Source organism: Gammaproteobacteria bacterium (assembly GCA_041395725.1).
Taxonomy (GTDB): domain Bacteria; phylum Pseudomonadota; class Gammaproteobacteria; order Pseudomonadales; family Pseudohongiellaceae; genus NORP240.
This window is the reverse complement of the sequence record JAWKZW010000001.1, coordinates 3,365,644-3,392,235: the sequence shown is the minus strand read 5'-3', so window position 1 is coordinate 3,392,235 and position 26,592 is coordinate 3,365,644. Positions and strand designations below refer to the sequence as shown.

Annotated in this window: 23 protein-coding genes; 5 read left to right on the top strand and 18 right to left on the bottom strand. The window is 54.0% G+C overall.

Going from position 1 to position 26,592, the window contains the following annotated elements; genetic code table 11:
- Window positions 1–140 precede the first annotated feature (140 nt).
- The 8 genes from R3F50_14920 to R3F50_14885 form a co-directional block, all read right to left on the bottom strand.
- On the bottom strand, window positions 141–341 hold the full coding sequence (locus tag R3F50_14920) for a hypothetical protein (protein MEZ5491592.1): 201 nt from the start codon (window positions 339–341) through the stop codon (window positions 141–143).
- 52 nt (window positions 342–393) lie between these two features.
- Window positions 394–1,245, bottom strand: coding sequence for a hypothetical protein (locus R3F50_14915; protein MEZ5491591.1), 852 nt, complete (start codon window positions 1,243–1,245; stop codon window positions 394–396).
- The gene (locus tag R3F50_14910; GenBank protein ID MEZ5491590.1) at window positions 1,238–2,119 is read right to left on the bottom strand and encodes an ABC transporter ATP-binding protein; all 882 of its coding nucleotides are present in this window, start codon (window positions 2,117–2,119) and stop codon (window positions 1,238–1,240) included. Before R3F50_14910 ends, R3F50_14915 begins: the two co-directional genes overlap by 8 nt.
- Before the next feature lie 15 nt (window positions 2,120–2,134).
- Window positions 2,135–2,515 (bottom strand): GntR family transcriptional regulator, encoded by a 381-nt coding sequence (locus tag R3F50_14905; protein MEZ5491589.1) that lies wholly within the window; start codon window positions 2,513–2,515, stop codon window positions 2,135–2,137.
- 129 nt (window positions 2,516–2,644) lie between these two features.
- On the bottom strand, window positions 2,645–3,844 hold the full coding sequence (locus R3F50_14900) for a CoA transferase (GenBank protein ID MEZ5491588.1): 1,200 nt from the start codon (window positions 3,842–3,844) through the stop codon (window positions 2,645–2,647).
- Window positions 3,845–4,000: 156 nt separating this feature from the next.
- Entirely contained in the window at window positions 4,001–5,047 is a 1,047-nt protein-coding gene (rpoS, locus tag R3F50_14895; GenBank protein MEZ5491587.1) for an RNA polymerase sigma factor RpoS, read from the bottom strand.
- A gap of 211 nt (window positions 5,048–5,258) precedes the next feature.
- On the bottom strand, window positions 5,259–5,777 hold the full coding sequence (locus R3F50_14890; GenBank protein ID MEZ5491586.1) for a chorismate lyase: 519 nt from the start codon (window positions 5,775–5,777) through the stop codon (window positions 5,259–5,261).
- 104 nt (window positions 5,778–5,881) lie between these two features.
- Window positions 5,882–6,946: an OmpA family protein gene (locus R3F50_14885; GenBank protein MEZ5491585.1), complete on the bottom strand. Its 1,065-nt coding sequence runs from the start codon at window positions 6,944–6,946 to the stop codon at window positions 5,882–5,884.
- A gap of 292 nt (window positions 6,947–7,238) precedes the next feature.
- Between R3F50_14885 and phoB the strand changes: the two genes are divergently transcribed.
- Both phoB and phoR read left to right on the top strand, forming a co-directional pair.
- On the top strand, window positions 7,239–7,946 hold the full coding sequence (gene phoB, locus R3F50_14880; protein ID MEZ5491584.1) for a phosphate regulon transcriptional regulator PhoB: 708 nt from the start codon (window positions 7,239–7,241) through the stop codon (window positions 7,944–7,946).
- A gap of 97 nt (window positions 7,947–8,043) precedes the next feature.
- Window positions 8,044–9,351, top strand: coding sequence for a phosphate regulon sensor histidine kinase PhoR (phoR, locus tag R3F50_14875; protein ID MEZ5491583.1), 1,308 nt, complete (start codon window positions 8,044–8,046; stop codon window positions 9,349–9,351).
- 99 nt (window positions 9,352–9,450) lie between these two features.
- On the opposite strand, the gene R3F50_14870 is transcribed toward phoR, so the two are convergent.
- From R3F50_14870 to R3F50_14845, 6 genes are all read right to left on the bottom strand, one after another.
- Entirely contained in the window at window positions 9,451–10,881 is a 1,431-nt protein-coding gene (locus R3F50_14870) for a porin (protein MEZ5491582.1), read from the bottom strand.
- 467 nt (window positions 10,882–11,348) lie between these two features.
- The gene (gene phoU / locus R3F50_14865) at window positions 11,349–12,047 is read right to left on the bottom strand and encodes a phosphate signaling complex protein PhoU (GenBank protein MEZ5491581.1); all 699 of its coding nucleotides are present in this window, start codon (window positions 12,045–12,047) and stop codon (window positions 11,349–11,351) included.
- 93 nt (window positions 12,048–12,140) lie between these two features.
- On the bottom strand, window positions 12,141–12,905 hold the full coding sequence (gene pstB, locus R3F50_14860) for a phosphate ABC transporter ATP-binding protein PstB (protein MEZ5491580.1): 765 nt from the start codon (window positions 12,903–12,905) through the stop codon (window positions 12,141–12,143).
- Between the two features lie 117 nt (window positions 12,906–13,022).
- Window positions 13,023–14,717: a phosphate ABC transporter permease PstA gene (pstA, locus tag R3F50_14855; protein ID MEZ5491579.1), complete on the bottom strand. Its 1,695-nt coding sequence runs from the start codon at window positions 14,715–14,717 to the stop codon at window positions 13,023–13,025.
- Complete coding sequence (locus R3F50_14850) at window positions 14,714–17,056, bottom strand: ABC transporter permease subunit (GenBank protein MEZ5491578.1); 2,343 nt, start codon at window positions 17,054–17,056, stop codon at window positions 14,714–14,716. Before R3F50_14850 ends, pstA begins: the two co-directional genes overlap by 4 nt.
- Before the next feature lie 187 nt (window positions 17,057–17,243).
- Window positions 17,244–18,218, bottom strand: coding sequence for a phosphate ABC transporter substrate-binding protein PstS family protein (locus tag R3F50_14845; protein ID MEZ5491577.1), 975 nt, complete (start codon window positions 18,216–18,218; stop codon window positions 17,244–17,246).
- Between the two features lie 265 nt (window positions 18,219–18,483).
- Between R3F50_14845 and ppk1 the strand changes: the two genes are divergently transcribed.
- Window positions 18,484–20,679: a polyphosphate kinase 1 gene (gene ppk1 / locus R3F50_14840; GenBank protein ID MEZ5491576.1), complete on the top strand. Its 2,196-nt coding sequence runs from the start codon at window positions 18,484–18,486 to the stop codon at window positions 20,677–20,679.
- Here ppk1 and R3F50_14835 read toward each other — a convergent pair.
- The 3 genes from R3F50_14835 to R3F50_14825 all read right to left on the bottom strand — a co-directional run bounded on the left by R3F50_14835 (window position 20,664) and on the right by R3F50_14825 (window position 22,846).
- Window positions 20,664–21,629 (bottom strand): hypothetical protein, encoded by a 966-nt coding sequence (locus R3F50_14835; GenBank protein MEZ5491575.1) that lies wholly within the window; start codon window positions 21,627–21,629, stop codon window positions 20,664–20,666. The two genes, ppk1 and R3F50_14835, sit on opposite strands and share 16 nt — an antisense overlap.
- Window positions 21,630–21,852: 223 nt before the next feature.
- Window positions 21,853–22,317: a bacterioferritin gene (bfr, locus tag R3F50_14830; GenBank protein ID MEZ5491574.1), complete on the bottom strand. Its 465-nt coding sequence runs from the start codon at window positions 22,315–22,317 to the stop codon at window positions 21,853–21,855.
- A 340-nt stretch (window positions 22,318–22,657) separates the two neighbouring features.
- Window positions 22,658–22,846, bottom strand: coding sequence for a (2Fe-2S)-binding protein (locus tag R3F50_14825; protein ID MEZ5491573.1), 189 nt, complete (start codon window positions 22,844–22,846; stop codon window positions 22,658–22,660).
- A gap of 162 nt (window positions 22,847–23,008) precedes the next feature.
- Between R3F50_14825 and R3F50_14820 the strand changes: the two genes are divergently transcribed.
- Together R3F50_14820 and feoB are read left to right on the top strand one after the other, a co-directional pair.
- Window positions 23,009–23,245, top strand: a complete 237-nt coding sequence (locus tag R3F50_14820) for a FeoA family protein (GenBank protein MEZ5491572.1) — start codon at window positions 23,009–23,011, stop codon at window positions 23,243–23,245.
- A gap of 3 nt (window positions 23,246–23,248) precedes the next feature.
- The gene (gene feoB, locus R3F50_14815; GenBank protein ID MEZ5491571.1) at window positions 23,249–25,378 is read left to right on the top strand and encodes a ferrous iron transport protein B; all 2,130 of its coding nucleotides are present in this window, start codon (window positions 23,249–23,251) and stop codon (window positions 25,376–25,378) included.
- A gap of 70 nt (window positions 25,379–25,448) precedes the next feature.
- On the opposite strand, the gene R3F50_14810 is transcribed toward feoB, so the two are convergent.
- Window positions 25,449–26,519, bottom strand: coding sequence for a hypothetical protein (locus tag R3F50_14810; protein ID MEZ5491570.1), 1,071 nt, complete (start codon window positions 26,517–26,519; stop codon window positions 25,449–25,451).
- Window positions 26,520–26,592 lie beyond the last annotated feature (73 nt).

Here is a 26,592-nt window from a genome sequence, read left to right as displayed (position 1 = left end):
TAAAAGACTGACCTTGTCACCGCGAGCGAACAGGGGCTCCCAGAGCAGAAAAAACCTCCAGGGTCAGCGACGCCTGGAGGTTTCGACTTTCAGAATGTTTTCTATGGGCTGGTTACCAGTTCCACCTTAGAATAAAGCTGTCAACGAAATCTTTCATCCCGTGGTTCAAAATCCTCAATATTATTCAGATTCAATTCAAAGTACGGGTTCTCGAAAGAGTAAACCCTTGAATCCCGGTCCATGATCAACCCCTCGATGACCACCAGCACCATATAGCAGGCAATTGTCGACAGCAGCAAACGATGCCGATCCTTAAATAGAACTAATCTGATCTTATCCATTTTTAAAACCCGATTGATGTTTGTACCCAGGCCATCCCTGATCAGCAGCCTGTTAATCCGTAAAGCGTCGCATAGTGACTGCGCCGCCAATCAGCAGTGAGCCAAAAGCTATACCAATCAACATGTCATAACTGAACAATCGCTGAAAGAAATCCTGCAGATCGAAAATAATGTAGTTGTAATTACTGGTTCGGGTCTGCACCCAATTACCCAGAAATTGCGTTCCAAAAACAAAGTCTTCAAGCAGCAAAAGCAGAATGAAAGCGCCGAAAGTCCACAGGAATGGCAGGCTGCGGACATACGCTGAGAACAGCAATATCCAGCCAATTGTCGGGAACAGCCACAAAGCACCCAGGACCGCCGTCAGATAAACCAGCAGCGTACTGTATAGCCCGGCGCCCAGGAGCGACCAGAATGGCGCAATGACTACGTCGTGACTAGCACTCAGCACTGCAATAACCAGCACACTGAAAAGGATCAACAGGCCGCTCGCCGCCGCAGTGAACAGCGGCGCGAGTAAACTGACCGTAACGACCTTGGAAAGCACAGTCGCCAGATTGGAGACCGGCATCGACTGCCAGAAAAGGATACTGGAGTCCTTGCGATCATGATACAGCGCATTAACCAGGTAAATGAGGGCACAGATATAGAGGACAATCATGAATGGTATAGCAGAAACCATGAATACCGGCATCAACTGGTAAGGGCTGACTCCCTGCAGATAACTCCCAAGCTGGGTTATACCTTCAGCCTTGATATCAACCGGCACTTCGAGAAAAATCCACAACAGGATGACCAGCGACAAGCCGGCAAGCACAGTCGGTGATGCGATAAAAAGACGGCTGCTTTCCCACATTTCCCGCCTGAGTAATACCACGAACTGCCTGAATACGGTGCTATTCATTAGCCGACACTCCCCCCTGCAGCTTGGTCGATCTCAACTTGGCAACGAACAGATCAGAAACACCCGGCGTATGCAACTCGCCAAACCGGGACAACTGTTCCCGGGAGCAATTCTCGAACAGACATGCCTTCTTCCCCAGCAGGTTCCTTGTATAAATGGGATGCAACTCCATCGCTTCGTCCAGATCCTCCGCCCTTACCAGCACTTCGATGAATCGGTCAGCGATGCTGGACATCGGTAAATCCAGAACAATGCGGCCCCGATCGATGAACAACAAATGGGTAAGCAGTGTCTCTATTTCCTCAACCTGGTGAGTGCTGATAATTACCGTCCTGCCCCCGTCGTAGTAGTCATTCAACAGCCGGTCGTAGAATTCTTTACGGTATATGATATCCAGGCCCAGGGTCGGTTCGTCCAACACCAACAGTTTCACGTCGATAGACATGACCAGTGCCAGGTGAAGCTGCGTCACCATGCCTTTGGATAATGCCTTGATTCTGGAGTTGCGCTTGATCTCCGTGGTCGCCAGAAAGGCCTCTGCTTTGTCGCGCTGGAAGCGTGGATGCACACCCTCCACGTAGTCAATTGCCTGCGATACCTTCATCCAGCGAGGAAGGATTCCCACGTCAGCGATAAAACACACGTCTTCCATCAGCTTATGGCGGGATTTCCGAGGGTCCCGATCCACGACCAGCAACTCTCCGTCGAAATCGCACAGACCCAGCAGCGCCTTCAGCGTGGTTGTTTTACCTGCGCCGTTAGGACCAATAAGCCCGGCAATCGCTCCGGCAGGTATGCTCAGATTGATACCGTCCAGCGCTTGAAATTTACCGTAGTGCTTGCTCAGGGAGTTGGCTTTGACGACTGTTTCCATCACTCTTTCTCTGTTTTAGCGGTCAGTATCCGCGCCAGAATCAGCTGCCGCGCCGCCAGGTAGTTCATCAACTTTAAGGCCAAGTCGCGCAATTCTTCGCAATATGGCGGGCCATTCCTCTTTGAGGAACTGTTGCCTCTCGAGATCGGTAAGCCTAGCTTTTGCACCTGTAACCACATACATTCCACGCCCCCTTCGCTTTTCTACCAATCCCTCATCCACCATAAGCTGGAAGGATTTCGAGACGGTAATCGGGTTAATCCGCTGCTCACTGGAAATCTGCCGAACCGAAGGTAAAGGCTCCCCCTCCTGCAATACGCCATCGAGGATCAGGTCCACCAGACGATCACGCAGTTGAAGATAAATCGGCTCTTTGTCGTTCCAGGAAATTTGCACAGCAATTCTCTTGCTTGGTGTTGTAGTTAACTATAACACCAAAACACGAAGATGCAAGCGCTTAGTCCAGATACACTCCAGAAATCAGAATAACGGCTTACAAAAGGAGTTATCTACCTGTTTTTATGGCTATTTTCTTTTTGTCAAAACAGTTTCTTCGGCCAGAAGATCAGAAATTTCAGCGTCGCTGAATCCAAATTGCTGAAGAATTTCACGGCTGTGTTCACCATACTTTGGCGGTAGAGACTCAATTTTGCCGGGAGTCCTCGACATTTTGATCGGGGTCCCGGACATTTTATACCAGCCATTTTCAACACTCATCTCCCTGTGTCGGGTATGGGGATGATTGACTATCTGCTCTGTGTTGTAGATCGGTCCGGAGGCCAGACCGGCATTCAACAGACGTGGAAAAATCTGGTTTCCGTCGAGTTCCTTCAGGGAAGACTCCAGCTCCCGCTTCAGGTCATCGCGATTGTTTACCCGGTCGATGTTATTGGTAAATCGGGCGTCATTGATGAGCTCCGGACGCTCCAACTCGACACACAGCTTGGCAAATGCCCCGTTATTCCCCGCTCCGATAAAGATGTCAACGGTACCGGTGCGAAAGGTGTCATAGGGGCTGATGTTAGGGTGTGCATTCCCCGTGGGTCCGGGGATCTTTCCGGACATGTTGTAGTTGACTATGTGCGGGTGCATAAGCGACACCGCGCAGTCGAACAGCGTCATGTCCAGATACTGACCGCGACCGGAGTTTTCCCGCTCAGCGAGCGCCATAAGGATAGCAATTGTCGAATACAGCCCGGTGCCCATATCCACCATGGCCAACCCCAATCGGGTCGGCTCACTGCCTTGCTCTCCATTTACGCTGAACCAGCCAGCCATCGCCTGGATAATGGCATCATAGCCGGGAAACCCGCCCAGCGGACCGTCCCCACCAAAACCGCTGACGCGACAATGTATGAGACGGGGAAATCTCTCCGCCAGCACAGCCTCGTAACCCAACCCCCACTTTTCCATGGTGCCAGGTTTGAAATTTTCCACCAGAATGTCGGCATCCTGCAGCATCCGCAGCAGCACCGACCTACCCGCCTCCACAGTAAGATCCAGCCCAATTGAACGCTTGTTCCTGTTGACGCCAATGAAGTAGGCGGCATCACCCTCGTGAAAAGGCGGCCCCCAGTCACGGGTCTCGTCGCCTCTAGGGGGCTCAATCTTGATTACTTCGGCGCCATGATCCGCCAGTATCTGGGTGCAGTAGGGGCCGCCGAGCACTCTCGACAGATCGATCACGCGCTTGCCCGCGAGGGCACCGAATTGACTGGATGTCACTGCTTTTTTCTCCCGCCCGTAATGGACTTCTGCGACGCCACAGACGCATCGTGGCAAGGGCGATGAAGCATAAAGCAGCCACAGAGTTAGTTCAAGGAGCTCCAATCTCTGCCCCGTAGCCGCCAATGACTCAGTCCGGGGGTAGCAGTGTCACTTTCAGCCCACCCGTGACATGCTCTCCTGACTGACCCCCTCCCGCCCCATAATCTGCTTCAGCTGGTTCAGCGCCTCAAGCTGAATCTGCCGCACACGCTCCCTGGTCAGACCGATTTCTGCGCCTACGTTTTCGAGTGTATCTACCGAGCGACCATTCAGGCCGAAGCGCCTCTCCAGCACTTCCTGATGCTTTGCGGGCAGTTCCTGTATCCACTGCCTGAGTCTCTCAGCCACCTGGTTATCCTGAATCAATCCGCCCGGCTCAGCTGTGGTGTCTTCCGCCAGCGCGCAACTGTCAGCCAGGGCATACTCAGCGTTAAGGGGGTCATCCAATGGCGTCACTTTTTCGTCAAGCGCCAGTAACCGCTTGACCGCTACCACAGGGCGGTCGGCCAGTGCTGCAACCTCTTCGGCGCTCGGTTCACTCGCGTGCCTCTGCAGCAACTCGCGTCTTGCCCGCAGGCACACGTTTAGCTCCTTGACCACGTGTACCGGAAGGCGGACCGTTCGAACCTGATTCATGAGTCCTCGTTCGATATTCTGGCGGATCCACCAGGTTGCATAGGTAGAGAACCTGAACCCTTTTTCGGGATCAAACTTCTCGACTGCCCGAATAAGCCCCAGATTGCCCTCCTCGATAAGATCCAGAAGCGCCATTCCGCGATTCAGGTAGCGCCGGGCAATTTTTACCACCAGCCGCAAGTTGCTCTCGATCATCCGGTTGCGACTGGCCAGATCACCGGCACGGGCAAGCCGAGCGTAATAGACCTCCTCGCTGGCACTTAGCAATGGCGCCACGCCTATTTCTTTAAGATAGAGTCTTGTTGCATCGGGACTTGTGTCAGCGCAGCGATGAGATCCGGGCGCTGGTTCATGGTGCGCCTGGCCAATCGAGGGCAGCTTTGGTGCCGCCCACCTGGCGCCTGACGGCCGGCGGACTTCCAGTTCAAAATATCCGGACTCATACAGTGACTCGCTGGCGGGTAGCAGTACCTCGTACCCGGCAATTGGTGCATCAGCTATTTCCCGAGGTTTTTCTTCATTCATTGGCGTACCTTCCCTGATAGCTGGCAGCCTGGAGAACAGGCCGCCGAATTGGTGGCAATCCCTTGCCGCGTTCTTAGGAAACTCCGATTAATTACCACAAAACTCTGCGGTAGCAGATCAGAAGTTCCTTAAAGTATAGATCCACGCGACCGTAATACCAGGCCAACCGCGACCAGGCAACCGCTCGCAATCAAATAGAAACTTCGGGAAATCAGGGGTTACCGCAGACCAGTTCAGGCAAAAAGAACTCCGCCACCAGAATCGGGCGCCAATCCAACTCGAACAGGGAACAGCGTCCCCATGAGTCGTTCCCATGGGTGATATCCAGCCGGCTGCGCCGCAGCCCGGGATGACTGAAAAGAAAGGCTCCCAGTGGTTGATTACGCAACTTTCTGACCGCCCCCAGCTTACCCATCAGGCTGACCTGCGGAACCAGCGTATGGGCCAACACCCAGGGCGTATCATGGCCCTTGAGGATTACCTTGCGCGACCACATGCGCTGGCTGGCCAATCTGGCACCCAGCAGTCTGATCAAGTAGGGAGAAGTGCCCTGCCACCAGGATTCAGATACTACCTGAACCGAAAAATGCCCATTACTGAAGGCAACCAGCGCTTCAGTCAGGGAACCCTGGTCCAGCAGCCAGTGACGCCAGACAGGAGGAGGTTGCGGGAAAAATTGTTGGCAGTCTTTCCAGATCAGGTCGCGGTCACTGATTGCGGGTACGAACACCGTTGATTCTCTTCGTGCAGGCACCCGTGGAGGGCATGGGGATAGAACAAAGCAGGCAGTGAACAAAGCCGACCCACTGAGGATCGGCTTTGCCGTGGGAGGCCTTAACGAGGCCGGTAGTCTTGCAGAGTCTTGATGATCACGGTGATCACACGACGGTTCTGCTCCCGCCCCGCTGCCGTTTCGTTGCTCGCCACTGGCTGGGACTCACCGTAGCCGGTAGCAGACACGCGACTCGCCTGCACGTTGTAGCGACCGATCAGCACCTGGCGGACGGCTTCAGCGCGGCGTTGGGACAGACCCTGGTTGTACTGGTCAGTTCCCATGCTGTCAGTGTGGCCTTCCAGCTCAACGATAACATCCGGGTACTGGCTCATGAACTCAGCGACTTCCTCAATATCTGGAAAATACTGTGGACGCACGTCCGAGCGATCGAATTCAAACTTCACATCCAGTTCTATCCGGGCAACTTCCTCAACAGGGATCGGGCAACCGCGGGAGTCCACTGCATAGTTGCGTGGCGTATCCGGGCAGGCATCGCGACTGTCTGGCACACCGTCGCCGTCAGCATCCGGCTCTGAGTCCCGCTGAGCCGCAGGGGCTGGAGTCGGGCGTGCCTCTGCCACCTGGGCCGGGGCAGACCTGGTGGGGCCACCAAATCGGAAGATAAGAGCGGTCTCGATTCCAAACTCATTGTCTTCCAGGTCTCTGCCCTGGAAATGGAAATTCCTGAGGGTGGTTCGCAGTGAGAGGTTGTCTGTGAAGTCGTACCGAAGACCGCCACCATAATTCCACAGCGACTCATCCTCGCCATCAAAATTACCGTTGCCAAAACCGGTGACCAGAAACGGCTGCAGCGGTCCGATATTGACGTTCAGACCGTAAAGCAGGTCCACTTTCCAGAGATCGATATCCTGATCTGTATTGGTCTTGTCTCTGGGGTCAAGATCGGCAATATTGAATTCAGCGCTCCACTGGTCTGTAAAATCATACCCCAGACCGAAGAAGTAGCCCTCGTCATCGTCCAGATGCCACTGATTATCGAAATCCATCCATTGAATGCCCGGGGCGATATAAAACTGCCCCTCCGCAGCATTCAGGGTTAACGCCTGCGTGGAGACGATAAGCAATGCACCGACGGCACATAGTTTGCGAAAATTAATCAGCATTATTTACACCAGAATTAGTTTGAATGGGTTTCCCTTGATATCCGCATAGGCGGACTGCGCAATTATACGAAATATTCCCTTGGTTGCCTAACTTTAAGGAAGTGTTCGTCCAGAAAAGCCCTACTGGACGGCAAGGTACTGTGGGTATCGGCACTCTGAGCCTGCCCATAAGCCATTACCCGTCAGTTCGCGAACTTATGCGACCAAATCCTTTCCGCTGTCATGGTTTTGTCATATTAACCCGAGTAAAATACTCGCTAAATCAACAGGGTATGTCACCTCGAGCACACTTATGCCAGACGCAAAAATCCTTATCGTCGAAGATGAACCTGCCATCAAGGACATGATTGCCATTACGCTGGATCTTGCCGGCTATGACAGCATCTCGGCAGAATCCGCACAGCAGGCCCATGTTGCGGTAGTGGATAACAAGCCGGATCTTATTCTGCTGGACTGGATGCTACCCGGAGGCAGCGGTATTGAACTCGCAAGGCGCCTCAAGCGGGAGGAACTCACCGAGAATATCCCGATTATCATGCTGACGGCCAAGGCCAGTGAAGATAACAAGGTCCAGGGCTTGAATGCCGGTGTCGACGACTATGTCACCAAGCCCTTTTCTCCCCGTGAACTGGTCGCTCGAATCAAGGCGGTGCTCAGGCGAACTCACGACAAGCAACAGGACAAAGTCCTGCGCGTCTACGACCTGCAGCTCGACCCGGGCAGTCACCGGATTACCATCGAGGACAGGCCCGTAGACATGGGCCCTACCGAGTTCCGCTTGCTCAAATTTTTCATGACCCACCAGGAGAAGGTCTTCAGCCGCGACAGCATTCAGGACCAGGTCTGGGGAGGTAATGTCTACCTTGATGAGCGTACCATCGATGTGCACATCAGGCGCCTGCGCAAGGCCCTGGGCTCCATTGAAAGCAGCATCAACTACGCCAGACTGATCCAGACCGTGAGAGGCGCTGGCTATCGATTTTCTGTCAAGCCATCCTGAAGCCTCTCACTCGCCATGCCTGACGCCGGCCAATACACCGTATATTTTAACCGGGGTATTAGCTATAGTGCCTCGAATTTGAACTAAGGCCCGGATCGTGGCTCAAGACTGGCGACTGGAAATAAACCGCGTTCTAGTAATGCTGCTGACAGGAGGGCTGCTGGGCTTTCTGTTTGGCAATTTTTTCTTTTTCCTGTTCCTTGCCCTGCTGATTCACTTTATTTTCAACCTCATACATTTGCGCCGGCTGGACCTGTGGCTGGGCAAATTAAGGGACAGCCCACAGGAGCCCCCGCCGGAAAGCCGTGGCTACTGGGGGCAGCTTTTTGACAACGTCGACCGGCTCCACAGAAGCGGAATAAAGGCCCAGGAAGAGCTCCAGGGGATTCTGTTAAGAGCGCAAAAATCTGTGTCCGCCCTTGATTTCGGCATTATCCTTATCGACAGTAAGAACGCCCTCGAATGGTGGAACACCAAGGCAGAAACATTGCTTGGCATCCGGTTTCCGACCGACCGCGGGCAAAATGCCAGCAACCTGATACGTGACCCCAAGTTCACCCGCTATTTCACCCAGAAAGACTACCAGGAGCCCCTGGTTATACACTCCCCGATCAACAATAAAATTACCCTTGAACTTAACATTACCCTGTTTGGTGAAAACGAAAAGTTGCTGATAGTGCGTGACATAACACAGGTTCAAAAACTGGAAATGATGCGCAAGGACTTTGTGGGCAATGTATCGCACGAACTACGGACGCCAATCACCGTCATTAGTGGCTACCTTGAGACCATGCTCGAAAACAATCAGATTCTGGAACCCCGCTGGCGAAAAGCGCTGGAGCAGATGCATCAGCAGTCACGACGGATGGAAAACATCCTGCGCGATCTTCTGATCCTGTCGCGGCTGGAAACACAGGCAGCCTCCATGGATCAGAGACCCGTTAATATCTATGGGTTACTCAATGAAATCAGGAGTGACACACTGAATATTTTTGAAGATAAGAATCACTCCATTACTGTTGAATGTGAAGAGGATGTCGTGTTGACAGGAGACAGAGGCGAACTTTACAGCGCGATATCAAATCTATCGATCAACGCCGCCAAATACACACCGGCCGGTGGAACCATAACACTGCTTGGCAGACGTCCCGATTCAGGCGTGGAAATAGCTGTGCGGGATAACGGCATCGGCATTGCTACTCAGCACATTCCCCGATTAACCGAGCGATTTTACCGGGTTGATGTGAGTCGATCGAGCGCCACCGGCGGCACCGGATTAGGACTGGCTATAGTCAAGCATATCCTTGCCCGGCATGGCGCGACCCTGACGATTGAAAGCCAGCTGGGTAAAGGCAGTTGTTTTACCTGCCATTTCCCTGACAATCGCAAAACGCTTTCTCCCTGAAAACCTGAGGCGAAGCACTCCACTCTTCGCCTCTGGCTTAAAACTCCCTCAAGTAATCACAGAGTAAGTGGCGGAACCACGCGCCTTTCTTCCGGCCACTCAAAAAGAGACGTCCCACTGGAATCGGAACCGATTCCCTTCTTCATCCAGCCCGACATACGTGTCATCGAGTGTGAGCCTGGAATAGTCCAGGGTCAGTTTGCTGTTATGGCCACTGAAGAACCAGTTAGCACCCAGGGTAAATTCCTCACGCTCGTTTTCCAGGCCCAGATTAACCGCATTGGGCTCGTCCACATAGGCATAACGGGCAGCCAGTTCCAGTGGCGCTGGAAAAGCCGGAAATAGGTTATGGAAGAAATAGCCGGCCTGAACATAGCCGCCGGTCAGCTCACTGCGGGCTCCAGTAACAGTGTTACGAATTCTCTTTCGATGATGTTCCTGTTGCGCAGAAAAGCCTTGGTATTTGAAGGCAAATTCCTGCACAACCTGGTTGATTTCGTAGAGATCCGGCGCCGCCGCAGCAGGCCTTTCAAAGCCATCCAGGTTGCCGCATCCTGACGAGGACCAGCGCGTACAACTGCCGGTGTGAGTGGCGCCCGCGATTGCCAGGCTCCCAGTCGGACGCTCCGTGTATTCGACGTCAGTCTGTCGCCAGGCCAGGTCGCGGCCGAGGAAGTTCCATTGCAACCTGCCCATGTACATGAGGTTGTCATCGGTATTGTTCACTCCGCGTCCTTCGCCATTGAAGACACCGGCATAATATCGCATGTCCGCAGGGGTATCCTGGAACAGGTGTCCCCTGAGCTGGATACCGACCTGACGATCAATAGTAAAAACCCGGTTGGCAATTGAGCGTTCCACGAACTGCTGGCGACCGGATGAATCAACCCGTTCGCGGTTGAGATCCACCTTCCACTGCCCGACCCGGAGTCCTGCCCAGTCCCACTTGGCCAGATCAATACGCCAGTCAATGACCCTTGCGCTGGCATCAGAACTGCTGTCATCCACATCGCGGGAGGGTTGCAGATCCACTTCAAAGTAGTAACGGATCCACGGCTGGAAACCGTAACCGCCAATCTTCATTCGCAAGCGGCGTGCTTCAAAATTTGATTGATCGTCGCCATTGAAGGCTGACAGCTGTCGCGGATCAGAACGATACGGATCCGTATAGCGCATCTGCGCCCGCCACTGCAGCTCGGTGCGCCAGTTTCCATCCCGTGTATAGAAGCGAAAACCACTGCTTTCGTAGCTGGCCTTGACAGGAAATTGATCCCCTATCTGTCTGGCGACCTCGGTCGCTACTGCCTCGTCGAACCCGGCCGGGGCAGAGGCCGGCTGCTGAATTATATCGTCGCTGTTGAGCGTCTCCCTTTCGAGCAGCTCCTGGTACTGTTGCTGAGTGATCGCTCCGTTCCCTAACAGAATATCGAGCAATTCTTTATCTGCTGCCTGCGCACTGATGACAGCTTCTGCCAACACTACGGCAATTACGGCCTGGCGTATGCGGGTGATCATCTTTTCTCGTGTCATTGGGCTGCCTCCAAGCTTTTTTCGAGTCAATATAGGTAGTAGCTTCCGATCAGGAATGCAGCGCACTATATTTCAGCTATATGACAAAATGATGACATTGTGACGACCTGGTAATCTTTCTGAAACATTTGCCGGCATCAGCGCCGAACAGGCCGAATAGGCCAGCTTTCCGCCTCAGCACGGAGGCAGCGCAAGCCGTTCGCATGGTTTCAGTCACCCGGCCAGCGCCGGCTCAATCGGTAAATTTCGACGACAGACCCGAGGAAGAAGAGCCGCCCCGGGGAAAGGGCGAAAAACAACATGTACCATCGGTGCGAGGCAGGGGATAGCTATACTGGATCTCAACGGACTAAGCCTTGCACAACACGAGACAGGCTCGCGCAGAGCAGAAAGAGCGCCAGGGACGCCTTGGTTTGAAGCCAGACTGCCACCAGCAGTGGCAGCAGCAGTGAGGCTCTGGGGCAGGACTACGTGTTCAGGCCACTATGCCTTACATCTTTACCACGCACTACGTAAAGAATGTGTTCCGAAATGTTTTCCGCATGATCGCCAATCCGCTCTAATGCCCGCAGGGCCCAGATCAGATTGAGAAAACGATCAATTTTGGCAGGCTCCTCCTGCATCCAGTCGATCATGGCCCGGATAGCGTTACTGTACTGCTCATCGACATCCTCGTCCGAGTCAGTCACCGTAGCGGCAGAATTCGCATCGTAGCGGGCGAAGGCATCCAGCGCATTGTGAACCATGATACAGACCTGATCGCCAATAAGCTGAATCTCGTCGCTCCCTTTCGGCAGATCACCATCCTGTGCCAGCCGAATCGCCATTTTGGCTATTTTGCTCGATTCGTCACCGATTCTCTCCAGATCGCGGATGGTCTTGATGATGGCAAGAATAAGCCTTAAATCGCTCGCAGCGGGTTGTCGTCGAGCGAGAATCCGGCTGCACTGGGCGTCTATAGAGACCTCCAGTGCATCGATCTGGCTGTCATCCTTGCGTACCCGCTGCGCAAGCGCGCTGTCGAGGCCTGTCAGGGCATCAATGGCGTCCTTGAGTTGCTTCTCAACCTTACCACCCATTTCCAACATACGGGTTTTTACATCTTCGAGTTCAATGTTGAACTGTCGTGAGATGTGATGACTGTGGTTTTCCACTTCCTGGATCATAGGGTTTTGTGTCCTGACCGGCCGGCCTGCAGGCCGCCAATCACAGCTGATGAATAATAAAAGAACCGACTTTGAGCAACTATCTTACAGGATTTAACCGTATCGACCTGTTATGTAGTCCTCAGTTTGCTTTTCGGCAGGATTGGTAAAAATATTATCGGTTTTGTCATATTCAACCATATTGCCCAGATACATGAACGCTGTGAAATCCGAGACCCTTGCGGCCTGCTGCATGTTATGGGTTACGATGACAATCGTGTAATTGGTTTTTAACTGATTGATAAGCTCTTCAATTTTCAAAGTCGAAATCGGGTCGAGTGCGGAGGCTGGTTCATCAAGCAGAAGTACTTCCGGCTCCACTGCGACTGTGCGGGCAATAACCAGCCGTTGTTGCTGACCACCAGACAGCCCCAGGGCGCTGTCGTGCAGACGGTCTTTAACTTCGTCCCAAAGAGCGGCAGCGCGCAGAGAGGTTTCCACCACCTCATCCAGAATCCGTCTTCTATTGACGCCCTGAATCCGCAATCCATAGGCAACATTCTCATAAATGGTCTTTGGAAACGGATTCGGTTTCTGGAACACCATGCCGACCCGCCGCCGCAAATCGGCCACGTCGACAGATTTCTGATAAATATCCATGTTATCCAGTTCGATGGTGCCATCTATCGCGCAGCCATCAACCAGATCGTTCATGCGGTTAAAACAACGCAGTAAAGTCGATTTGCCGCAACCGCTGGGGCCGATAAAAGCAGTGACCCGCTTCCTTGGAATGGAAAGATTAATGTCCTGGAGGGCCTGTTTGTCTCCATAGAAAAGATCAAGATTCTTAACCACCAGGCATTCTTCAAGCGCATCCATCTCGTTGTCAGCGCTTTTCCTTAACACCTGTGAAACATCTATATTCTTGGATTCTGCTTGCCCATTCATCGCCAGTACGCCCGATATTCAACCGTATTCAAAGTTTGTCAGTCCTGCCTACATATCCAGTGATTTGTATCTTTCCCGCAGTCGATTGCGGATTGAAACAGCACTCAAATTTAAAATGGCAATTACAACGACCAGTAGCAACGCGGTGGCGTAGACCAATGGCCTTGCTGCCTCGACGTTCGGACTCTGAAATCCCACGTCGTAAATATGAAACCCCAGGTGCATGAACTTCTGGTCAAGGTGCAGATACGGGTAATTACCATCCAACGGTAACGAGGGAGCCAGTTTGACAACACCGACCAGCATGAGAGGCGCCACCTCCCCCGCCGCTCTGGCTACTGCAAGAATCAACCCGGTCATCATAGCAGGGCTTGCCATTGGCAGTACAACGCGCCAGAGCGTCTCGAATTTGGTTGCCCCAAGGGCCAGGCTGCCCTCCCGGACACTCCTGGGAATGCGAGCCAGGCCTTCCTCGGTAGCCACGATGACTACCGGGACCGTCAACAGCGCCAGGGTCAGTGAGGCCCACAACAGACCGGGCGTCCCGAACGTTGGCGCAGGAAGGGCTTCCGGGTACAGAGCCTGGTCTATTTCAGCACCAATAAAATAAATAAAGAAGCCCAGCCCGAAAACGCCGTAAACGATCGAGGGTACGCCAGCCAGGTTATTCACGGCAATCCTGATGGTGCGGGTGAGAAAGCCCTGCTTGGCATACTCGCGCAGATAAACCGCAGCCACCACACCGAATGGGGTGACGAAGACGGACATCAACATTACCATCATCACAGTGCCAAATATGGCTGGATAGATACCCCCCTCTGTATTCGCCTCGCGGGGCTCGTCAGAAAGAAACTCCCACAGTTTGCTGAAATAAATACCCAGCTTCTGCAGGGTGTTTATCTCATTAGGACGATAGGCCCTGACCACATCAGAGATGTTAAATTCTGTCTGCTGCCCTTGCGACGCCTCGAAAACGACAGTATCCCTGTTTATCTGATTGTAAAGTTCAACCAGTTGCGTTTGCAGCTGCTCGTATTCCTGATCAAGGACTGCACGCTGACGATCCAACTCTGCAATTGCTTCGGCATCATCGTCGCCTTCCAGTTCCAGACGCCTTTGCTCCAGCCTCAATCTCTCAACCTGGTAATTGATGCTGCCGATCTCATCTGTTTCCAGGGCAACGATCTGTTCGTGTAGTGCCAGGGAGCGCTCCAGGCGTCTTTCAAATTCTTCCCACAAAGCCGTGTCGTCCGCACCGCTATCGGCACTTAAAACCACTTCGCCGCTCTGCTTCAGCTCCCGCAGGAAGCCGTAAAAATTGCCCCATTCGTATCTCTCCAGAACGATAACATGAGACGGAAAATCACTATCATGAATGAAATCGTTCAGCACCCAGCGAAAGTCAGCCCCGGTCAGATCCCTGTTGCCGAGTTTCATCAGAGTTCTCTCGTAACCGGCCGTGTTTTCTTCCACGGGAATGCCGGAGGAAATTATCTGACTGGCCGAAATCGTCTCACTCTCGACCATTTCCCCCATGATTTCCACCGTCTGTATCTCACCGGACGTAGTGGGCACGGAATAGGACGCACTGACCACATCAGCAGGCCAGAAATGCACCATGCCGCGGACCGCCAGCAACATTAAAAGACCGACTACCATAACAAGACTGATTGCCACGGCGCCTGCATTGAACCAGATCCAGGGTGAGCCTGATTTTGTCCATTTTAAAATGCGTTGTTTCATATCGTACTGTACTTGTCGCGAAGTCGCTGGCGGACTAATTCAGCGAGTGTGTTGAAAACAAAGGTAAACAAAAACAACACCAGGGCTGTCAGGAAAAGAATCCGGTAGTGCGTACTGTCCACTTCAGACTCCGGCACCTCCACGGCGATATTCGCAGCCAGCGTTCGCATGCCTTCGAAGATATTGATGTCCATAATAGGCGTATTGCCTGTGGCCATCAGTACAATCATGGTTTCTCCTACCGCACGGCCGAAACCGATCATGACTCCGGAAAATATGCCTGGACTGGCCGTCGGTAATACCACCCTGTACATGGTCTGCCAGGGCGTCGCTCCCAGTGCGAGAGATCCGTAACTGAGATGGCGCGGAACTGTAAAGATAGCGTCTTCGGCAATAGAAAAAATTGTCGGGATTACCGCAAACCCCATCGCCAGACCGACAATCATTGCATTACGCTGATCGTAAGTGATGCCCAGGTCGTTGGTAATCCAGGTCCTCATATCGCCGGCGAAAAACAGATTCTCGATAGTCGAGGAAAAGCCGAAGCACAGATAGGTCAGTGCAATGACGACCGGCACTAACAGTGCAGCTTCCCAGCCATCTGGAACCCGGTGACGCACTTCATCAGGCAGCTGCGCCCAGCCGAAACTTGCCAGCAGAATGCCGAACGGCATAATGAACAGAATACTGAACACACCCAGCAGGTTGCTTTCCACAAATGGTGCCAGCCACAGGCCTGCCAGAAATCCCAACACGACGGTAGGCATGGCCGCCATCAATTCAATCAACGGCTTCACCTGCTGTCGCATCACCGGCACCATGAAATAGCCAGTAAAGATCGCACCGCAGATCGCCAGTGGCGTCGCCAGTAACATGGCATAGAAGGCCGCCTTCAAGGTGCCAAATGCCAGGGGTACCAGGCTGTATTTTGGCTCAAAGTCGTTGTTGGCTGCAGAAGACTGCCAGATATAGTCGGGTTCGCTATAGCTTTCGTACCAGACCTTACCCCAAAGCGCCGACCAGGAAACTTCCGGGTGCTCATTATGCACGTCCCAGACCGAGATACTTCCGCCAGCCAGTTCGGCCAGGAGAGTATCCCCGCGGGGCGAGATCGCCAGCGCCTCGGGAGCGGTTTCGAACAGCGGCGCATAGTAGGCCTCGCGATGCGCCGTGGTGTTATACAGACCTATATGACCTTCCTGATCTGCAATAACGAAATTCTTTCGCCGCTGTTCCGGAGACAGCGCAATGACCGGGCTGTCTCCGACGTCAAAGGTCCGCACCCGTTCCAATGTCGCCTGACCGTCGGCCCCGGATACCAGCATCCACTGCGATACGGAACCGGCATCGTCCGCCACCAATAGAGAAATATCACCCAACAGCAGTGCTATGCGGGTTGGCCGCCTGCCGTCCTCTACCAGATCCAGGACCTGGGCGATGCCTGACGCCCGGCCCTGGAGGGCGGGCCTGAGATCCACCAGGCTCAGCCCCCCGTCGACAGTCACAAAGTACATCCAGCGCTGATCACCGTCGATAAACAACTGGTTCACATCATTGATAGCGATGGAAAGGGATAAGGGCTCCACTTCAAACCCGGGTGCTGCACCGCCTAGACTGAAGGCCGAGAACAGATTGCGCTGCTGGGCAATACGTATCAGGTTGGTATTGCCGTTGTCGTTGACTGCCGCTAACAGATACACGCCAGACCTTTCACTGATCGCAAGCCGGCTTACCTGCCCGCCCTCAAACAGGGTGAAGACATCCGGTCCGAACGGGTATTCGATGCTGGGGATTATTTCTCGGGTCCCGTCGGCTGCGAACCGGGTCTCGAAATCATATTGCGCTATCAGAGCGGCACCGTTACTGAAGCCGAGTGCAAAAACACCGCTCGCTTCAGACGCCAGGGCAAATCCCGTTACAGTAGCGCCCGGCGGTACCGGCAGCTGTTCGCTGTTGATCAGGGTTCCATCTGTGACTCGAAAGAAGACCACCCCAGCCTCCGCGTCCAGCCGCATGGCCACCTCAGACTGTTCCTCGACCGCCAGGTGCAGCAGTTCTGAATCACCGGCTCCGGCCACCTGGTAGCGGGACAACTGCTGCACGTCGGCCTGCTGAAACAACGGAATCACCTCTAACAGCAGGTAAACAAAGATCAGCAGGATGGCAACTATGACACCGACGCCGCCGGTGGCGATGGCAACGCGGGCAAACTGATCGTTGAAATAGCGCAGACGACGGCGGAAGCTCTGGCGGGCGAGCAGCTGCTCTAACTCCGCTTCTGTCGGCCTGGGGGTACCGGTATCTGTGCTGACACTGTGCCCGCCATTGGTTGAACTCATCGTCGCTGGTTGCCTGTAGAAGGGAGGGCTGCTAAAACGTGTCTGCTGACTTGGTCGCCTGACATCACTAGCCCCTTTTTATTATCTGACTTTTCTGACGTCGTTACATTCCGACCCCTATAAAAGAATCAGCTCCCCCTGGAGCTGATTCTTCGGATCGAATTCTACAACAGCAATAGCGTCTCGGCTACATACCCAGGTTTCTCATGGTTGCCTCAACAACCTGGGCTGGTAAGGGAATATAACCGTCTTTTATTACAACATCTTGACCGGTCTTGGACAGCACCAGCTTGATGAATTCCCGCTCCAGGGGCGGCAACGGCTGGTTGGGCGCCTTGTTGACATAAACCCAGAGGAACCGGGCCAGTGGATAGTTACCGGACACGGCGTTCATCGGTGTGGCATCGAAATAATCATCGCCCTCCCCCCGGGCCAACGGGACGGTTCTGACACTGGAAGTCCGGTAACCGATCCCCGAGTACCCCACTGCATTGATAGAGGTGCTTACCGACTGGACGACAGAGGCTGAACCCGGCTGCTCATTGACGTTGTTCTTGAAATCCCCTTCGCACAATGCTGTTTCCTTGAAGTATCCATAAGTGCCGGAAACCGAATTTCGGCCAAACAACTGAATGTCGCGACGCTCCCATGGCCCGGTCAGGCCAACCTGCCCCCAGGTTGTAACCGGTCTTGCGGAGCCACAGCGCAGAGTCGATGAAAAAATCGCGTCTACCTGTGCCATCGTCAGCCCTTCCAGAGGATTGTCCTTGTGCACAAACACAGCCAGAGCATCTATAGCAACCGGTACCGCTGTCGGTCGATAGCCATAACGTCTTTCGAAAGACTCGATTTCGTTGTCCCGCATTTCACGACTCATAGGGCCGAAGTTGGAAGTCCTCTCCGTCAGGGCCGGCGGTGCGGTCGAAGAGCCTGCCGCCTGTATCTGGATATTTACATTCGGGTAAACCCGATTGAACTCCTCCGCCCACAAGGTCATCAGATTGGCGAGAGTATCGGAACCAACGCTGGACAGATTGCCGGCAACCCCGCCTACGCGCTCGTATTCGGGCAGTGCGGGGTCGACATCCTGTGCTTGACCGATACTGAACCAGGTTACGGCAGCCGCCAGGCTGGAAAATTTTAACGCTCGAAGCAGGCTCATGCTTATCTCCAGGGTTTCATGTTCAGGGCCAGAATTAACCGCCGCTCACTATAGGGGGGTTATATTACAGAAATATGACAAAGCAGTAACATTCGCGTCGCCGGGGGAACAGGAGGCGCCAAAAAACATTCTGCCCCTGTGGTATCCTGACCTGCTTCTTTCAATCTATGCCAGCTATGCCAGCCGGATACTCGCCAATATGAAACCCGGGTGTCTGCGACTGCCGACAAAGCAACGCACCTACAAAAGAGACTACCGCAACTCTATGAAGAATGACTCCCCAAGCGCCATCCCCCTGACCGGTTTTACGGCGGATCCGCCGCAGGCCGACAACAATGATCAAGCAGACAAAATCAGCGGCAACAGCCAACAACCTCAACAACCCGCCCTGGACCTCAGCAACAGTGAGTATTACCAGAATCGGGAACTGAGCCACCTGCAATTTAACCTGCGGGTACTGGCGGAATCCCAGAATCAATCCAATCCGTTACTGGAACGGCTGATGTTCCTGCTGATCTTCAGCTCCAACCTGGATGAATTTTACGAGATCCGGGTCTCCGGGCTGAAGAAACAGCTCGAATCGGGGCGCCAGAAACAAGGCCCCGACGGCCGCTATCCAGATCAGGTCCTCAAGAAGATTCACACCATTACCGAAACTGCACTGCACGACCAGTACCGGGTTCTGAACGAGGATCTGCTGCCCTCTCTGCGCGAAGAAGGTATCTCCATCCTGAACCGTGATGAATGGGATGCCGGGCTTAAAGAGTGGGCGAGCGACTATTTTCAGGATGAGGTGCTTCCCGTAATCAGCCCCCTTGGGCTGGATCCGGCACATCCGTTTCCGCGGCTGGTCAACAAAAGTCTCAACTTTATCCTGTCTCTGGAGGGCAAGGATGCATTCGGTCGGGACAGTGGACTCGCCATCGTCCCAGCCCCCAGGTCTTTACCCAGGCTGATCAAGATTCCACCACAAATAATGCCTGACGGTGACAACTTCGTATTCCTCTCGTCAATCATCCACGCCAGTGTCGCCCAGCTATTCCCCGGAATGAAAGTCAAGGAATGCCACCAGTTTCGCGTGACCCGCAATTCCGACCTGGAAATGTCAAATGTGGAAAACGAAGATGTTGCCACGGCCCTGAAAGGCGAACTGCACAGTCGACGGTTTGGCGCAGCGACCAAGCTGGAAGTAGCCAGCGAGTGCCCCGACTATCTGACTGACTTCCTGCTCGATCGGTTTAATCTGAGCGACGAAGAGCTGTTTCGCCTTAACGGCCCGGTCAATCTGCAGCGCATGATGACTATTCGGGGCATGGTAGACAGGCCGGATCTGTGTTTTCCCAAGTTTTCACCCGGCGTCCCCCGCTACCTGGAAGAAGACAGCTGTATTTTCACTGCGGTGTCCCTTGAGGACCAGTTGCTTCTGCATCCATTTCAGTCTTTCGTCCCGGTGATCGACTGGGTCCGCCAGGCGGCCCGCGATCCGGCCGTGCTTTCCATCAAGCAGACTCTTTACCGCACCAATGAATCATCAGAGTTGGTGGCGGCCCTCGCCGAGGCAGCCCGCAACGGCAAGGAAGTAACCGTTGTCATCGAACTGCGGGCCCGATTTGATGAAGAGGAGAATATTCAGTTTGCCAGCATCCTGCAGGAAGCGGGTGCAGTAGTGGTGTATGGCGTGCTGGGCTATAAGACCCACGCCAAGATGCTGCTGTTCGTACGACGTGAAAATGGCAGCCCGAAGTATTACGCGCATCTGGGGACGGGCAATTATCACCGCAAAAACTCCCAGATCTATACCGACTACAGTCTTTTGACCTGTGACAAAAATCTCTGTGAAGACACCCACAGAGTATTCCAGCAGATTACCGGGATGGGTAAAAAAATCACTCCTGGCGTCCTGCTTCATGCACCATTCAACCTGAAAAAATCTCTCCTGAAAATGATCCGTGCCGAGAAGGAAATTGCCTTAAAAGGCAAACCGGCCCGTATTATTGCCAAAGTGAATGGCCTGACGGAGCCAGACATTATCTTTGCCCTCTACGACGCCTCAAATGCAGGTGTCCAGATTGATCTGATCGTGCGGGGAGTCTGTTGCCTGAGACCGGGATTGCCCGGGGTCAGTGAGAATATCCGGGTAAAATCCGTGGTCGGCAGGTTCCTCGAACATTCACGGGTCTACTACTTCCTCAATAACACCAATCAGATCTACTGCGCCAGCGCTGACTGGATGGAGCGCAACCTGGCGAATCGCATTGAAGTGTGCTTTCCAATACTGAAAAAGAAACTGGTCAGTCGAATCATCGAAGAACTGGAGCTGTACCTGCAGGACAAGGTGCAAAGCTGGGTTCTGCAACCGGACGGTGAATACCGCAAGCTGATACCGGGAGATTCAGAATCCGCCGTAAGTGTACAAAACTTGCTGCTCAAACAACTCGCTCAGAATTACGACCCGGCATAACTCACGCCAGGAAGCTTGGATGGATCCAGCAGATGAGTGGCCTTTCCGTTTCTTACAATAAAATCAAGCATGCCTTCCCGCAGGGCCGCCGCACTGAATTGCAGCCTGTCACAGGCGAGCGCACGCATTAAAGCCTCCATGATCACATAGCCGGGCAGCAACAGGTCACGGCGTTTTTCTTTCAGCCCAGGCAGTTCAGCGCCGGTGAGAACCGTTTCTAACAGCAGCTCCCGCAACTGCTGTAATAGCACCAGAGATACCTGCCCCGCAGGACCGCCGTGCTCCTCGCAGATTGCCGCCAGCATCTTCGCGGTGCCGGACGATGCAAAGGCCTCGAGCCATTCATAGTGATTGATGCCGGGAGCTACAGATTGAAAAATGCTGAGAGCCGCAGCCCCGGCCTCGTCCAGGGCCTCGGTAAGCAGTGCCTGGGTGGTTCCACTCTGGCCGGAAAAATAGCGATCGCGCCACGACACGCAACCCACGGGCAGACTCTGTGTAATCAATCGCTGCTTGCCGCTTCCCACAATCAACTCGGTGCTGCCACCGCCAATGTCGATAACGAGCCGTTGTTCGGGGCTGCTGGGCAGGCCGGTTTGCACACCGGCAAAGATCAACACCGCTTCCTGTACGCCGCTGATCACGGAAATCTCCAGTCCGATGTCAGCAGCCGCCTGGACAAACAGATCTGAATTAGCGGCTATCCGGAATGTATTGGTGCCCAGCGCCCAGTAGCGCTGTACGCCATGGCGACTCATTAAAGTCTCGAAATTGCGCAAACAGTCCATCCCACGCTGAAACGCTGCCGTCGAGATCACACCGCTGGCTGGTACCCCCTCACCGAGCTGCACCTTTTCGCTGCAACGCTCGATGATTAGTATCCTGCCGTCTATCCATTCTCCAATCAGCAGGTGGAAACTGTTGGAGCCAAGGTCAATGCACGCATACATTTATAGCAGCTCAATTCGCTCAATCAACATCAGCCGGACTGATTTGCCGCCGGCTCAGGGTCTCATCCCCTCACGAGGGACCGTATGTTAGCAACAAAGCCCAGCGGGAGCACCTCGGCATGCCTTGCGCGGTTTACCACGGTGGCAGAATAACGGGCAATAAAAAGCCGGGGTTCAGCCCGGCGTTCTCATCACTTACTTAAGTAAGCTCTGATTACTATCGCTACATCATTGACTGCTGGTAGTTTTCCAGCCCAACTCTGTCGATCAGGCTGAGTTGTGTTTCGAGCCAGTCAATATGCTCTTCCTCGCTGTCCAGGATAGAAGCCAGCAGATCGCGACTGACGTAATCACCCACAGATTCACAATAAGCAATGCCCTCCTTCAGATCCGGACAGGCAATCATTTCCAGCTTGAGGTCGCATTCCAGCATTTCACGCGTGTTTTCCCCTATCAGCAGCTTGCCCAGGTTCTGCAGATTGGGCAGCCCCTCCAGAAAAAGAATCCGCTCGATCAACTGGTCAGCGTGTTTCATTTCATCAATGGACTCTTCGTATTCTTTCTCGCCAAGCTTGATGAGCCCCCAATCCTTGTACATCCGGGAATGAAGAAAATACTGATTAATGGCAATAAGCTCGTTGCCCAGGGCTTTATTCAAATGCTTGATTACTGTGCTATCGGACTTCATACACTCCTCCTGTGTTCGATCCGCAAACTATCGCCGTTTCGCTGCTTCATGTCAAGGTTACTTGAGCGTAACTTACTGAATTTGCTAATAAATATGAATAAGAAGCAATCCCATTTACATTACCGTGGTGACATGGGGGTAGGCTGGCGCCGGCGACCGGCACGACCCGTTAAAAACGCTGAGTTCTAGCAAACAATGTAGCCCGCTAAGCAACAGATGAGCGGAAGAAGTAGCTGGTGTTTGGGAAACTGGGCAGGTCGAAGATGAGAATCCAGGCAATTCATGCCACTGGACAGTCAAGGCAACGGGCTATATCCCGCTGTGGCGAGCGCCCCGGCGATCAGGTTGCACTGACAAATTGAGCGGGTTTGCTGAACTCGCTGATAATGGAGCGCGCATGCTGCCCGCACTTGCCACACTCGCTGGCCACTCCCAGCTTGGCCCTGACGTCGGCCAGCTTAACGCCGCCGTCCCGGCACACATCCCGAATTTGCTGGTCAGTAATCTGGCGACAAATACAAACGTACATAGTAATTCCTCAATCTGAGAAGAAGTCTAAACCTTAATGAGAATGATTGTCAACAACATTTAAATCTGCTAGATTGCAGCCTTATTCGACAGTTCCGAACCTGACGTACTGACACCGGGTCAGCCCGGTTTCCCTGTCTTAACCAGCCTATCGTGGTAATTGATGAGCAAAACAACTCTGGCAAAGGCTTCAACCGGTGATACCTGTGTGGTGCTGGATATTCAGCCGGAACCGGCTGAACTGAAAAGCCGCCTGTATGCCCTGGGCGTCATTCCCGGCTCAAAACTCAGGGTCATTCGCTTCGCACCACTTGGGGACCCCATGCAGGTCCGTGTGGGTGGGTCCTATATCAGTATTCGGAAAGCCGAGGCGGAAGTCATCGCAATTGAGGTGCAGTAACTGATGTACAAAGTAGCACTGATTGGCAATCCCAACTGTGGAAAGACCACCCTCTTCAATCTGCTGACTGGTGCGAATCAGAAAGTTGGTAACTGGCCGGGGGTCACGGTCGAGAAAAAATTCGGCACTCTGCAGGTGGGTGGGCATGCCGTCGAACTGGTGGATTTACCAGGAATCTACTCGCTGGAACAGGCAGCCCAGGGTATTGATGAAAAGATTGCCCAGAACTTCATCCAGCAGACTGATGTCGATCTGGTGATAAACATCATCGATGCAACAAATCTGGAACGAAGCCTGGTGCTGACTCAGCAGCTGCTGGAAAAAGATCACCCGGTCCTGGTGGTCCTGAACATGCTCGACGTTGCAGAGCAGCAGGGTATCCAGATCAACATCCACAGTCTGGCTGAGAATCTCGGTGTACCGGTAGTGCCCATAGTGGCCTCTCGCAAGCGCGGCCTGGACGAGCTTGACCGGCATCTGCTGGTAATGCTTGAGACACAGATCAAAAACTCCCCGAACAGGCCGGGGCCCGCCATTACTCCTCCCGACGCCACTGAAGAGCAGCTGTTACGTCGCTACCACCGTTCCCGACAGCTGGTGGATGGAGCCGTCGAAGTCGTGCCAACCCGGGATTCCCTGTCCGAAAAGATCGATGCCGTTTTGATCAATCGCTGGCTGGGATTTCCGGTATTTCTGCTGATGATTTATCTAATGTTTACCGTAGCGGTAAATCTCGGCGCCGTGTTCATCGATTTTTTTGACATTCTGTTCAGTGCCGTCCTGGTGGACGGAACCACCTGGCTGCTGGAGCAGGTCTACGCTCCCCCGGTTTTGATAACACTGCTGGCCCAGGGGCTGGGTGGTGGCATCACGCTGGTAGCCACCTTTATCCCGGTTATCGCATTCCTTTACCTGTGCCTTTCCATCCTGGAGGACTCCGGATACCTGTCCCGCGCTGCATTCGTCATTGACCGGCTGATGAGCGGTATAGGCCTGCCAGGCAATGCCTTCGTACCCCTGATCGTAGGGTTCGGCTGCAATGTACCCGCGGTGATGGCATCCCGAAGCCTGGGACGCGACAGCGACAGGTTATTGACTATCGCGATGGCCCCGTTTATGAGCTGCGGCGCGCGACTGACTGTTTATGCCCTGTTCGCTGCTGCATTTTTTCAACGCAGTGGTCAGAACCTGGTCTTCCTCCTCTATCTGCTGGGCATTGGCCTGGCGGTATTCACCGGATGGATCTTCCGCAGGCAGCTGTTTACCCAGGAGATCACTCCTTCCTTCCAGGAAATGCCCGCCTACCACATCCCGGTAGTGCGCAACATTCTGATCACCACCTGGTTCCGACTGAGAGGCTTCATGCTGCGGGCAGGCAAGACGATTATTACCGTTGTGGTGGCCCTGAGCTTTCTCAACTCAATCAGTACCGATCTGAGTTTTGGCAACGAGGATACTGAGAATTCGGTTCTCAGCGTGATCGGCAAGTCCATCACGCCGGCCTTCGCGCCGCTGGGAATTGAACAGGAAAACTGGCCTGCCACGGTGGGGTTGTTCACTGGCATGTTTGCCAAGGAAGCTATCGTAGGCACCCTGGACGCTCTGTACAGTGCGCCGGAAAGCACCGACGGTCCGGCCGAGGCACCTGACCTGTTGGCCGCCGCCGGGGCAGCAATCGGTTCAATCGGCAGTGAACTGCTGGCCATCGGAGAGACCCTGACCGACCCGCTGGGGATTTCCATTGGTGATGTTTCGGACAGCGCTGCCGTTGCCGCTGAGCAGGGTGTCGAAGCCCAGACCCTGACCAACATGGCCGGGCTGTTCGCCAGCCCGTTCGCGGCTTTTTGCTACCTGGTTTTCGTACTGCTCTATGCTCCTTGCGTAGCCGTGCTCGGAGCCATCAACAAAGAAGCAGGGTGGCGCTGGACTCTGTTGGTATTCGGATGGAGCACCGGCCTGGCTTACGTTACAGCCACAATCATCTATCAAGTGGGAACGTTCGCCCAGCATCCGTTGTTCTCAGCGCTGTGGGTTACTACCGCAAGTGCGGCACTCGGTTTGTTTATCTACCGATTGAAAAGTTTGTCATCTCGGGTAGTGCCCAGGAATCTGATTGAAGTGGTGCAGATCTAGCAAGGCCTTGGCCGCTCCTCAGCGCCACCGGCGGCTGATCGTGATGGAAATTCTGGAGCTCTGCAGCGCGTCAAAACGGGCGCAGGAACTCCATCGCGACCTTCCACTCATTCACCGGGCTGAAGCGCCAGACGCGCAGGTAGTTGGCCCGGAATCCCGAACTGTTCCCTACATTGGTTGTGGACATGACCCCATAGGTATACCCCAGCTCCCTGGACTCGGCCAGGAATCCGCCCCTGTGCTCTACTCTGATCGGATTGACAGTGGTGACCCGACTGTCCAGGTATTTGCCGTAGGCAGCACTGGCAGCCTCCATTCCTACTCCGGGAGCCATGCCTGGCAGATACACGCGTAGATTTTGCAGCCCGAAGCGGATCATTGCCCGTTGCCCCCCGCGAAAATTAATGGAGAGCCCCAGGGTATTGTCCGCCTCGGCCAGGCTCTCCACGGTATTGTTCACTGCCAAACCCGGATGCGCCGTTTCTTCCATGGCAGCCAGGGTATCCTCGTAATCGGCCTCAACATCCATACTGAGGAATCCGGGCACTGTTACAACCATGTCGGCCACCAACCGCCACTGTGCCTCGATCCGTCGCCAGACATTCACCAGGTAGCTGTAGGTCTGTTGCCCCTCTTCGCCGTTCTGACCTGGCTGAATAGCTGTAAACCGGTTGGGTCCGACCGTGACCCCAAGGTCGCCTGCCCTTGAAACATCAATATAGTGATCGCGCCAGTAAAGCTGATCCAGGCTGTAAGAAGATTGGTTGCGCTCATAGAGAGCGCGAGCATCCACCGGTCCATCCCTGAACAGCACGGAGTCCTCAGCGAGCACCTCGAGAAACGCCTCGGTACGCCCTCGCTCCGTCGCTGCCCGGGAAAATTCCCGATCCACCTGTGCCACCTCCTGCCAGAGTATGTAGTGATCATTGGCCTGCTGGGCGACACTGGCCCCGCTAACCAACAGCAAAACCAGCCACCAGGCACCCACCCGGCCAGCCTGTAACAGGCTCCCGGTACGCCTGACGGGTTGCTGCGAAGGCTGTCCGGAAACAGCCCTGACGAGTCCGCTGTTGCACCACAGGAAATGTTTGATGGAAGACTCGACAGCAGGACTGCCGTGGGGACACGTGAAAGCTGGCATAGTCGAAGACCTCAAAAACATGCCTGAAGTATGAACCAAACCAGGCTATGGGTACAACCTGACGCAAGGCCCG